General features: G+C 71.6%; 8 protein-coding genes. All 8 read left to right on the top strand.

Annotation, left to right across the window (positions count from 1 at the left end):
* Positions 1–64: 64 nt before the first annotated feature.
* The 8 genes from ligA to ITJ50_RS07350 all read left to right on the top strand — a co-directional run bounded on the left by ligA (position 65) and on the right by ITJ50_RS07350 (position 12,062).
* On the top strand, positions 65–2,395 hold the full coding sequence (gene ligA / locus ITJ50_RS07385; protein ID WP_194590228.1) for an NAD-dependent DNA ligase LigA: 2,331 nt from the start codon (positions 65–67) through the stop codon (positions 2,393–2,395).
* Positions 2,396–2,573: 178 nt separating this feature from the next.
* Positions 2,574–3,950 carry an alpha/beta hydrolase gene (locus ITJ50_RS07380; RefSeq protein ID WP_194590227.1) on the top strand — a complete coding sequence of 459 codons (1,377 nt, stop codon included), beginning with the start codon at positions 2,574–2,576 and terminating at the stop codon, positions 3,948–3,950.
* A 234-nt stretch (positions 3,951–4,184) separates the two neighbouring features.
* Positions 4,185–6,539, top strand: a complete 2,355-nt coding sequence (locus ITJ50_RS07375; RefSeq protein WP_194590226.1) for a transglycosylase domain-containing protein — start codon at positions 4,185–4,187, stop codon at positions 6,537–6,539.
* Between the two features lie 190 nt (positions 6,540–6,729).
* A complete protein-coding gene (gatC, locus tag ITJ50_RS07370) occupies positions 6,730–7,029 on the top strand; it encodes an Asp-tRNA(Asn)/Glu-tRNA(Gln) amidotransferase subunit GatC (RefSeq protein WP_017887005.1) in 300 nt (99 codons plus the stop codon).
* An 11-nt stretch (positions 7,030–7,040) separates the two neighbouring features.
* Complete coding sequence (gatA, locus tag ITJ50_RS07365) at positions 7,041–8,588, top strand: Asp-tRNA(Asn)/Glu-tRNA(Gln) amidotransferase subunit GatA (protein WP_017887004.1); 1,548 nt, start codon at positions 7,041–7,043, stop codon at positions 8,586–8,588.
* Positions 8,588–10,093 (top strand): Asp-tRNA(Asn)/Glu-tRNA(Gln) amidotransferase subunit GatB, encoded by a 1,506-nt coding sequence (gene gatB / locus ITJ50_RS07360; protein WP_017887003.1) that lies wholly within the window; start codon positions 8,588–8,590, stop codon positions 10,091–10,093. Before gatA ends, gatB begins: the two co-directional genes overlap by 1 nt.
* 110 nt (positions 10,094–10,203) lie before the next feature.
* A complete protein-coding gene (locus ITJ50_RS07355) occupies positions 10,204–11,343 on the top strand; it encodes a type III polyketide synthase (RefSeq protein WP_194590225.1) in 1,140 nt (379 codons plus the stop codon).
* Positions 11,340–12,062 carry a methyltransferase domain-containing protein gene (locus tag ITJ50_RS07350; RefSeq protein WP_159557619.1) on the top strand — a complete coding sequence of 241 codons (723 nt, stop codon included), beginning with the start codon at positions 11,340–11,342 and terminating at the stop codon, positions 12,060–12,062. The genes ITJ50_RS07355 and ITJ50_RS07350 overlap by 4 nt, the downstream gene beginning before the upstream one ends.
* Positions 12,063–12,149 lie beyond the last annotated feature (87 nt).

Genomic DNA, 12,149 nt, shown 5'->3' with positions numbered 1-12,149 from the left:
CCGCCGCTCCCGGGGCACACGCCCGCTGCACGCCGCGTCGGTGGTGCACGGTAGAACTGATGCCATGAGCGAGACCGACGCGACGTTCGAGACCATCGCCCCCGACGGGCTCGACGCCGCCCAGGCCGCGCGAGAAGTCGACCGGTTGCGCGCCCGCGTCAACGAGCTGCGGCACGACTACTACGAGGGCAACGCCTCGCCCCTGTCCGACGCCGACTACGACGCGCTGGTGCACCGCCTCGACGCGATCGAGCGGCGGTTCCCGGAACTCGTGACGCCCGACAGCCCGACGCAGACCGTGGGCGGGCAGGCACAGACGACGCAGTTCGCCCCCGTCGAGCACGCCGAACGCATGCTCTCGCTCGACAACGTGTTCAGCCCCGACGAACTGACCGAGTGGGGCGTCAAGGTGCAGCGGGACGCCGGCGCCGAGCGGGTGCGGTTCCTGACCGAGCTGAAGATCGACGGTCTGGCGATCAACCTGCGGTACGAGCACGGTCGGCTCGTCTCGGCGGCCACCCGCGGCGACGGCGTGGTCGGCGAGGACGTCACCGGCAACGTCCGCACGATGGGCACGATCCCGGACCGCCTGTCCGGCACCGGTCACCCGCCCCTGGTCGAGGTCCGGGGCGAGATCTTCTTCCCGGTCGCCGAGTTCGACGAGCTGAACGCCAACCAGCGCGAAGCGGGGGAGCGGGTGTTCGCCAACCCGCGCAACGCCGCCGCCGGGTCGCTCCGCCAGAAGGAAGAGGGCAAGTCCGAGGCGAAGCGGGCACTGATGGTCGACCGGTTGCGGCGTCTGCGGATGCTCGTGCACGGCATCGGCGCGTGGCCCGTCCGTGAACTCGAGCAGGGCACCGACGTCCGCAGCCAGTCCGAGGTGTACGAGCTCCTGCAGACCTGGGGACTGCCGACGAGCAGCCACTACCGGGTGTTCGACACCATCGACGAGGTCAACGGCTTCGTCCGCACCACGGGGGAACGCCGATCGTCGGTCGAGCACCAGATCGACGGCGTCGTCGTCAAGGTCGACGACCTCGCCCTGCACGAAGAACTCGGGTCGACCTCGCGTGCGCCGCGGTGGGCGATCGCGTACAAGTACCCGCCGGAAGAAGTCCACACGACGCTCACCGACATCGTGGTCAGCGTCGGTCGGACCGGCCGTGCCACCCCGTTCGCCGTGATGGCCCCGGCCGAGGTCGCGGGGTCCGTCGTCCGCCAGGCCACACTGCACAACCAGCAGGTCGTCAAGGCGAAGGGCGTGCTGATCGGGGACACCGTCGTGCTGCGGAAGGCCGGCGACGTCATCCCCGAGGTCCTGGGCCCGGTGGTCGAGCTCCGCGACGGCTCCGAGCGCGAGTTCGTGATGCCGACCCACTGCCCCGAGTGCGGCACGGAGCTCGCCCCGGCGAAGGAAGGCGACATCGACCTGCGCTGCCCGAACGCGAAGAGCTGCCCGGCGCAGGTGCGCGGCCGGGTCGAGCACATCGCCTCGCGCGGGTCGCTCGACATCGAGGGGCTCGGCGAGGTCGCGGCCGCGGCTCTGACGCAGCCGCTCCGCCCGGAGACCCCGCCGCTCGTGACCGAGGCCGGACTGTTCGACCTGACGATGCAGGACATCGTCCCGATCGAGGTCATCGTCCGCGACGCCGAGACCGGCATGGAGAAGGTCGACGACGACGGCACACCCAAGCGCGTCACGCCGTTCAGCCGGGCGCGCAAGAAGACCGACCCGCCGTTCGACCCCGGAGCACGCGGTGCCGACTACACCGGTGAGCCGAGCCGCTACCCGTCGAAGAACGCGTTCGAGATGCTCGCGAACATCGACGCCGCGAAGACGAAGCCGCTGTGGCGGATCCTGGTCGGCCTGAGCATCCGCCACGTCGGACCCGTCGCCGCCCGTGCCCTGGCGAACCACTTCGGCTCCCTCGACGCCATCCGGTCGGCCTCGCGCGAGGACCTCGCCGCCGTCGACGGGGTGGGCGGCATCATCGCCGACGCCCTGCTCGCCTGGTTCGAGGTCGACTGGCACCGCGAGATCATCGACCGGTGGACCGCGGCCGGCGTGCAGTTCACCACCCCGGGCCACCCCGGCCCCGGCAGCGCCGAGGTCGAGGGCGGCGTGCTGAGCGGCGTCACCGTCGTCGCGACCGGTTCACTCGAGGGCTACACGCGCGAAGGTGCGCTCGAGGCCATCATGACCGCCGGCGGCAAGGCGGCCTCGAGCGTGAGCAAGAAGACCGACTTCGTGGCCGCCGGACCGGGAGCCGGTTCGAAGCTCACGAAGGCCGAACAGCTCGGGGTTCGGATCATCGACGCCGAGCAGTTCCACCTGCTCGTCACCGAAGGGCCTGCGGCGCTCGCCGAGCCGGAGGCGCCCGCGACCGAGGACTGAGCGGGGCGCGAGCACACGGGATCCCATCCGCTGCGCGCGGCGCGGAGCCGACGGCGCCCAGTCCGGGGGACAAGTTGCATCACGCATGGATGATCCGCGGACATCTCCGTAGACTCGGCGGAGCATCACCCGTCGTCTGCAGGGGGACGTCGGGACGGCCTTCCCGGGGGAGATCCGATTGTTGCTCATCGCCGCGGCTCTGCTCACCGCCTCGATGCACTCGCTCGGAGTGATCGAGGCCCCGGGCGTGCCCCCGGTCCCGGTCGCCAGGGCCACCGCCGTCGCAACGGCCCCGTCACGCATCGTGCCGCTCGACGACCTCACCGTCGTCGCCACGTCGGCGTCGCTGCGACGGGTCGGAGTCGACGACCTCGCCGTCGCCCACGGGCGGGCATTCGTCGAGGACCTCGGTGCACTCGGGCCCGCAGCCCTGCGCCGTGCGGCCACTGACCGCCGCGTCGTGGCAGCCGTGCAGGACGACCCCCCGCCCGCCCAGACCGTCGCGCAGTGGTGGTCGCACCTGCCCGCCGACGAGCAGGACCGCCTCCTCGTGCACGCACCGGCTCTGGTCGGCAACCTCGAGGGCGTGCCCTACGTCGTCCGCGACCAGGCGAACCGCGCGACGCTGCACTCCGGTCTCGCCGACGCCCACGTCGGTGCCGCCCGGGCCGCGATGCTCGGGCAGGTGCGGGACTCGCTGGTGCACGAACCGGGTGACCCGCGGCGCTTCCTCGTGACGCTGGACACCCGGGGCTCCGGGCGTGCGGCGATCAGCATCGGTGACCTCGACACGGCGGCCGACGTCACCGTCGTGGTGCCGGGCATGTTCTTCACGGTCACCGGACAGATGACCGACTTCACGAACACGGCGAACGACCTGTCCAGCGAGCAGGCCACCCTCGCCCCGCTCGCCGCGACCGGCAACGGGTCGGGTGTCGCCGTGGTCGCCTGGATGGGGTACCGCACGCCGGACCTGTCCAACATCATGTCGCTCGAACTCGCGCGGACCGGGGCCCAGCGGCTCGAACGGACCGTCGCCGGACTGCGTGCGCTCCGCGCGGACGACCGACCGCGGGTCAACATCGTCGCGCACTCGTACGGGTCGACGGCGGCGATGATGGCCCTGGCGTCGGGCCGGATAACCGCGGACACCCTGACGGTCCTCGGGTCACCGGGCAGCGACGTCCGCTCCGCGTCCGACCTCGCCGTCGCCACCGGGCAGGTCTTCGTCGGCGGCGCGCACAGCGACCCCATCGCGGGCTCCGGGTACTTCGGCACCGACCCCGGCGGAGCCTCGTTCGGGTCCACCGTACTCGACCTGGCCGGCGGCGCCGACGCTCTGTCCGCCGGGGACGTGTTCCGCCGACCGGTCGGGCACAACGACTACCTGAAGCCCGGAACGGCGTCGCTGCACGACGTCGCCCTGATCGGGATCGGGCGCGGGGACCTGGTGCGCGAGCAGATCCGGCGCGGACGGTCGGGTGGTGACGGCATCGTCGGTGCCTCGCCGGACATGTACCTCGTGCGCCCGCAGGACCTGCAGCCCCGTGACTGACGGACCGTGTCCGACGGGCGGTGCCCTGCGGATCCTGACGACGCGGTGAGCGTGACCCGATCGTGACCGCCGGCCGACGTGCCGGGGCCGCCGCGGGCCTCCCGGCCGGATCGGTGCACACGTGCGGATCGCGACGCCGCCTCGAAGGCCGCCTGGGTGGCAACCTGAACGCGACCGCAGCCTGCACTCGTTCCAGGGCAGAACCAGTACAGCACTGCTGCCTACGGTTCCGTCATGCGTGTGGTGCGATGGCCTGGTGCTCTCCTGATGTTCGTGGTGATGTCCGTGCTCGCCGGCATGCTCGTCGCCGTCGCGGTGACCCCGGCGGTCGCCGTCGCGGGAGAGGGGACGTCGGGGGCGGTGTCGTTCTTCGAGGACCTGCCGACCTACCTCGACGTGCAGACCCCGCAGCAGGTGTCGTCCGTGTACGCGGAGCAGGGCGGGAAACAGGTCAAGATCGCCTCGTTCTACGCCGAGAACCGCACGAACGTGACGGCCGACCAGATGGCGGACACGCTCAAGGAAGCCGCGATCGACACCGAGGACCCGCGCTACTACGACGAGGGCGGCATCGACGTGCTCGGCACCCTGCGCGGTGTCGCCGCGACCGTCGTCGGCGGGGACGTGCAGGGCGGCTCGAGCATCACGCAGCAGTACGTCAAGAACGTCCTGGTGCAGCAGTGCGAACAGCTCACCGGCAAGGACCAGGCCGCGACCAAGAAGAAGATCGACGCGTGCTACCTGGACGTCGCCGGCGTCACCCCGCAGCGCAAGCTGCAGGAGATGCGGTACGCCATCGCCGTCAACAAGAAGTACTCGAAGGACGAGATCCTGACCGGGTACCTGAACCTCGTCGGGCTCGGCGGCCGGGTCTACGGTGCCGAGGCGGGGGCCGAGTACTACTTCGGCGTGCACGCCAAGGACCTGTCGCTCGTGCAGTCCGCCACGCTCGTCGCGATCCTGAACAACCCGTCGAACCTGCGCATCGACGTCCCGGGCGACAAGGAGAACGGCAAGGCGAACGGGTACGCGCTGACGAAGGAGCGCCGCGACTACGTGCTCCGCCGGATGCAGGTGCACGGCTCCATCACGAAGGCCGAGATGACGAAGGCGATCGCGACGCCCGTGACGCCCAAGATCACCGAGACCGCCAACGGGTGCTCGGCGGCCGCGACGAGCTACGACGCCGGGTACTTCTGCGACTACGTCCGCGATCAGGTGCTGCAGGACCCCGCGTTCGGCAAGACCGCCGCGGCGCGCATCGCCACGCTCGACACCAAGGGCCTGCAGATCCACACCTCGCTCGACCTCGACCTGCAGGGCCAGGCGCAGAACGCCCTGTCGACCTACGTGCCGGCGACCATGGCCGGCGTCGACGTCGGTGGCTCGAACGTCACCGTCGAGCCGGGGACCGGGCGGATCATGTCGATGGTGCAGAACACCACGTACACGCAGGGCGACAACGCCGGCGCCGGTGCCACCGCGGTCAACTACAGCGCCGACTCGGGGTACGGCAACTCCGGCGGGTTCCAGACCGGCTCGACCTACAAGGTGTTCACCCTGGCCGAGTGGCTCGCCAGCGGCCACACCCTGTCCGAATCCGTCTCCACGACCGAGCACACGTTCCAGAACTCCGAGTTCACGAACTCGTGCCAGAACGTCAGCGGCGGGGTCTGGCCCGTCGCGAACGCCGAGACGGTGCCGGCGTCGATGACCGTGCAGGCCGCGACCGTCGAGTCGATCAACACGGCCTTCGGCGCGATGGGCAAGCAGCTCGACCTGTGCAAGATCGCCCAGCTCGCGCAGGCGATGGGGATCCACCGGGCCGACGGGGCCGCCCTCGGCCAGACGCCGTCGTCGATCCTCGGCGTCAACGAGCTGTCGCCGATCGACCTGGCCGAGGCCTACGCGGGCTTCGCCAACGGCGGCGTCGTCTGCACGCCCACAGCGATCGACTCGGTCACCGAGGCCGACGGCACGAAGATCACCCCGACGCCGTCGTCCTGCACGCAGGGTGTCTCCGCCGACGTCGCGGGCACCGTCGACTACGCGCTGCAGGGTGTGCTGTCCGGATCGGGGACCGCCGCGACCGCGAACCCCGGGGACAGCGTGCCGAAGTTCGCGAAGACCGGCACCACCGACGGTGACGTGCAGAACTGGCTGGTGGCGTCGTCGACGAAGTACACGAACGCCACCTGGATCGGCAACGTCCAGGGCGGCGTGAGCCTGGCGCACTGGCCGTTCCTGCAGGGCACGACCGGGTACAGCGCGAAGTTCGGGGTCGGGAAGTCGATGATGGCGTACCTGGACCAGACCGTCGGCGGGGGAGCGCTGCCGGCACCGAGCCAGGCGATGATCGGGCAGGCGAGCAAGTCGTCTTCGTCGTCGTCTTCCTCGTCGTCGGGCTCCTCGTCCGGGCAGGGGAACGCGCAGGACGACCAGGCGACACCGGCGCCGACGTCCGCGCCCGACGGGGGTGCTGCCGCGTCTCCCGCTCCGGCTGCTCCCGCTGCTCCGGCGGCTCCGGCGGCTCCGGCGGCTCCGGCGGCTCCGGCCGCGCCGGCTGGCGGCGGCAAGGACGGGAAGTGACCGCTCGGGTCCACGCCGCCGGTTCCTGAACGACGCGCCAGCGTCGGGCAGGCCGTGCCCGTGGGGCGCGGCCCGCTGCCGGTCCGGACGCCCGGCACCGGGCCGGGCGTGCGTTGTCCACAGCCGCGCCTGCGCGCTCGACGCAGCCAATAGACTGTTGGGCATTCCACGAACCGATCGACGGAGCACCATGCCTGACATCACGAGCGAGCAGGTCGCGCACCTGGCGAACCTCGCACGTATCGCACTCACGCCCGACGAGATCGAGAAGCTGACCGGGGAGCTGTCGCACATCGTCGAGAGCGTCGCCAAGGTCGCCGAGGTCGCGACCGACGACGTCCCGGCGACGAGCCACCCCGTGCCGCTCGGCAACGTCACCCGACCCGACGTGGTCGGCACGACGCTGACGCAGGAGCAGGCGCTCTCCGGGGCGCCCGACTCCGACGGCGAACGGTTCCGCGTGACCGCCATCCTCGGCGAAGAACAGTAGGGCGAAGAACAGTGACCGACGACATCACCAAGCTGAGCGCCGCGGCGCTCGCCGACGCCCTGGTGGCCCGCGACGTCTCGAGCGTCGAGGCCACCCAGGCCCACCTCGACCGGATCGCCGCCGTCGACGGCGACGTGCACGCGTTCCTGCACGTCAACCAGAACGCCCTGGCAGCCGCGAAGTCGATCGACTCGCGCCGTGCCGCCGGCGACGACCTCGGGCCGCTCGCGGGTGTGCCGATCGCCGTCAAGGACGTCCTGTGCACGCAGGACATGCCGACGACATCGGGGTCCAAGATCCTCGAAGGCTGGGTGCCGCCGTACGACGCGACCCCCGTCGCGAAGCTCCGCGCCGCCGGCCTCGTGCCGCTCGGCAAGACCAACATGGACGAGTTCGCGATGGGCTCGACCACCGAGTTCTCGGCCTACGGGCCCACCCGCAACCCGTGGGACCTCGACCGGATCCCCGGCGGGTCCGGTGGTGGCTCGGCCGCTGCGGTCGCGGCGCACGAGGCACCGCTGGCCCTCGGGTCCGACACAGGTGGCTCCATCCGCCAGCCGGGTGCGGTGACGGGCACGGTCGGTGTGAAGCCGACCTACGGCGGGGTGAGCCGATACGGCGCCATCGCCCTGGCGTCCAGCCTCGACCAGATCGGTCCGGTGTCCCGCACGGTCCTCGACGCCGCGCTCCTGCACGACGTCATCGGCGGGCACGACCCGAAGGACTCCACGTCCATCCCGGACGCCTGGCCCTCGATGGCCGCCGCCGCACGCGAAGGGCTGCAGGCGGACACGCTCCGCGGCCTGCGGGTCGGCGTGGTCAAGGAACTCGCCGGTGGTGACGGCTTCCAGGCCGGTGTCACGCAGCGTTTCCAGGAGACCGTCGCGCTGCTCGAGTCGGCCGGCGCGGTCGTCGTCGAGATCGATGCGCCGTCGTTCGCGTACGCCATCAGCGCGTACTACCTGATCCTCCCGGCCGAGGCGTCGTCGAACCTCGCCAAGTTCGACTCGGTGCGCTTCGGCCTCCGCGTCACGCCCGAGAACGGTGCCACCGTCGAGGACGTCATGGCCGCCACGCGTGAAGCCGGCTTCGGGCCCGAGGTCAAGCGGCGCATCATCCTCGGCACCTACGCCCTGAGCGCCGGGTACTACGACGCCTACTACGGCTCGGCGCAGAAGGTCCGCACGCTCGTGCAGCGCGACTTCCAGGCCGCGTTCGAGCAGGTCGACCTGCTCGTCAGCCCGTCCGCGCCGACGACCGCGTTCCCGATCGGTGAGCGCATCGACGACCCGCTGGCGATGTACCTCAACGACCTCACGACGATCCCGGCGAACCTGGCCGGCGTGCCCGGCATGAGCATCCCGAACGGCCTCGCGCCCGAGGACGGCCTGCCCGTCGGCGTGCAGCTCATGGCGCCCCAGCGCGAGGACGCCCGGCTGTACCGCTACGGTGCCGCGCTCGAGCGTCTGCTCGAACAGCAGTGGGGCGCACCGCTCATCGCGTCCGTCCCGGACCTCGACCAGAGTCAGCAGTCCGCTGCGCAGGAAGGTGTGATCTGATGGCGCAGAAGGACGCGCTGATGGACTTCGACGAGGCGCTCGAGCGCTACGAGCCGGTGCTCGGCTTCGAGGTCCACGTCGAACTCGCGACGAAGACCAAGATGTTCTCGGACGCCCCGAACTTCTTCGGCGGCGAACCCAACACGAACGTCACCCCGGTCGACCTGGGGCTGCCCGGGTCGCTGCCGGTCGTGAACGCGCAGGCCGTGCGGTACTCGATCCAGCTCGGGCTCGCGCTCGGCTGCTCGATCGCCGAGTCCTCGCGGTTTGCCCGGAAGAACTACTTCTACCCGGACAACCCGAAGAACTACCAGGTCTCGCAGTACGACGAGCCCATCGCCTACGAGGGCGAGGTCGAGGTCGAGCTCGCCGACGGCACGATCTACAACATCCCGATCGAGCGCGCCCACATGGAAGAGGACGCCGGCAAGCTGACCCACGTCGGTGGTGCCACCGGCCGCATCCAGGGTGCCGAGTACTCGCTCGTCGACTACAACCGTGCCGGTGTGCCGCTGGTCGAGATCGTCACGAAGCCGATCTTCGGTGCCGAGCACCGCGCCCCCGAGCTCGGTGCGGCGTACGTGCAGGTCATCCGCGACCTCGTCCGGGCGCTCGGTGTCTCCGAGGCGCGCATGGAGCGCGGCAACCTGCGGTGCGACGCGAACATCTCGCTGCGTCCCCGCGGGCAGGAGAAGCTCGGCACCCGCACCGAGACGAAGAACGTCAACTCGTTCCGCGCCGTCGAACGTGCGATCCGCTACGAGATCCAGCGTCAGGCCGCGATCCTCGCCGCCGGTGGCTCGATCACGCAGGAGACCCGCCACTGGCACGAGGACACCGGTCGCACCTCGGCCGGTCGCCCGAAGTCCGACGCCGACGACTACCGGTACTTCCCGGAGCCCGACCTGCTGCCCGTCGTGCCCGACCCGGCCGTCGTGGCGGAGCTCCGGGCCTCGCTGCCCGAGGCCCCGGTCGCACGTCGTCGTCGTCTGAAGGCGGACTGGGGCTTCGCCGACCTGGAGTTCCAGGACGTCGTCAACGGCGGGCTGCTCGACGAGGTCGAGGGCACCGTCGCCGCCGGCGCTGCACCGCAGGCCGCCCGCAAGTGGTGGACCGGTGAGATCAGCCGCGTCGCCAACGCGCAGGACGCCGCCCCCGGTGACCTGGTGTCGCCGAAGCACGTCGCCGAGGTCATCGCGCTCGTCGAGTCCGGTGACCTGACCGACCGCCTGGCGCGCCAGGTGCTCGAGGGCGTCATCGCGGGCGAGGGTTCGCCGGCCCAGGTCGTCGAGGCCCGGGGGCTCAAGGTCGTCTCGGACGACTCCGCCCTGACCGCCGCGGTCGACGAAGCGCTCGCGGCGCAGCCCGACGTGCTGGCCAAGATCCAGGACGGCAAGGTCCAGGCGGCCGGAGCCATCATCGGTGCCGTCATGAAGGCCATGAAGGGCCAGGCCGACGCCGCACGCGTGCGTGAACTCGTGCTCGAGCGCGCGCAGCAGTCGTAGGCGGTCCCACCTCGCAAGGGCACGGTACCGGTCGGTGCCGTGCCCTCCGTGCGTCCCGGTTGCCGTGTGCATCCTGGGGACACGTCAGCGATCGGGTGACAGGATGAACCGTGTCCGCAACGATCCGCGCCATCGGAACCGCCGTCCCCGAGACGACCCTCGACCAGCCCCGGGTGCGTGACCTCTTCTCTGCCCAACCCGACCTCGGGCGGCTCGGCCAGCGCCTGGTCCCCGCCGCGTTCGACGGATCGGCGGTCGACCAGCGGCACACCGTCCTCGAGGAACTCGACTCCGCACGTGCCGGTGGTGCCTTCCGTGACGACGACGGCACCCTGCGCTCGCCGTCCACCGGCTCACGCAACGACCGGTACCGCGAACTCGCCCCGCCGTTGTTCGTCGGCGCCGCCCGTGACGCCGTCGAACGTGCCGGCATCGCGCCCGAGTCCGTCACGCACCTGGTGACCGTGTCCTGCACCGGGTTCACGCAGCCCGGGCCCGACATCGACGTCGTCGAGCAGCTCGGACTCCCCGCCGGGGTCTTCCGGCACCACATCGGCTTCATGGGATGCTGCGCCGCGTTCCCCGCGCTCCGGATCGCCGCCGCGTTCGTCGACCAGGACCCGGACGCCGTCGTGCTCGTGGTGTGCGGTGAACTCTGCACCCTGCACGTCCGCGCGTCGAACGACCCCGACCAGATCGTCGCGAACAGCGTCTTCGGGGACGGTGCCGCGGCCGCGGTCGTCGCCCGTGACGGCGCCGGCCTGCGACTCGACGACTTCACGACGGCCGTGGTGCCCGAGGGCGCGTCCGAGATGGCGTGGAACATCGGGGACGAGGGCTTCGAGATGGTCCTGTCCACCGCCGTGCCGAAGCTCGTCGGCCTGCACGTCCCGAGCGCCGTGCAGCCGCTGCTCGACGGCGGGTCGGCCTCGGCCGTGCCGGTGTGGGCCGTCCACCCCGGCGGCCGGGCCATCCTCGACCGCACCCAGGAGTCGCTCGGCCTGCCCGACAGCGCGATGGAGTCGAGCCGGCGGGTGCTCCGGGAACACGGCAACATGTCGAGCGCCACCGTGCTCTTCGTGCTCCGTGACGCCGTCGACGCCGGCATGGCTGACGGCAGCGCGGTCGTCGCGCTGGCCTTCGGTCCCGGCCTGACGGTGGAGAGCGCCCGGCTCACCGCGGTGCGGACCGAGGCGTCGCTCGCCGGAGAGCCGCTGCGCGTGCCCGTCGCGACCACGGGCGCGGCGTGAGCCGTCCGGACGGCGGCACCACGGGCCTCCCGGCCGTCGACCTGCGCACCCGCGCGCTCGACCTGACCGAGCTGATGGACGACCCGGACTGCGATCCGCGCGCGCTCGCCCGCACCTTCCGGCGCTTCGCCGTCGTGAACGCGCTCGTCAGCGGCTGGCGCGCGGCCTGGCGCTCGCACGTCGTGCCCGCGCTGCCCGCACAGGGGCGTGGCCGCGTGCTCGACCTGGGGTGCGGCGGCGGCGACCTGGCCCGGTCGCTGGTGCGGTGGGCGGCGAGTGACGGCTTCGACCTCGAGGTCGTCGGTGTCGACCCCGACGAACGCGCCATCGCCGCCGCACGGCGGTCCTCACCGGCCGGCGTCACGTTCCGGCAGCAGTCGAGCGGCGACCTGGTCGCGGCGGGCGAGCGGTTCGACGTCGTCGTCTCGAACCACGTGCTGCACCACCTGGGCGACGAGGAACGGCGGGGGTTCCTGGCCGATTCCGAGCTGCTCGCGAGCGGACGCAGCCTGCACTCCGACATCCGACGGTCGTCGGCCGCCTACCGCGCGTACGCGCTGGCGTCACCGCTCGTCGCGGCGGGGACCTTCGTCCGGGTCGACGGCCTGCGGTCCATCCGACGGAGCTTCACGGTGCCCGAACTCCGCGACGTGCTGCCCGGTGGGTGGCGGGCCGAGGCGGCTGCGCCGCACCGGGTGCTGGCGATCCGCGACGCGTGACCGGGCGGCGTCCGGTGGTCGGGACGCGACCAGACGACGGACGGGAGGCCCGTGGCGACGCCGCCACGGGCCTCCCGTCCGTCCGCC

Source organism: Curtobacterium sp. VKM Ac-2889 (genome assembly GCF_015350855.1).
GTDB classification, from domain to species: domain Bacteria; phylum Actinomycetota; class Actinomycetes; order Actinomycetales; family Microbacteriaceae; genus Curtobacterium; species Curtobacterium poinsettiae.
The sequence above is the reverse complement of the archived record's forward strand: the minus strand, read 5'-3'. Positions and strand labels throughout refer to the sequence as shown.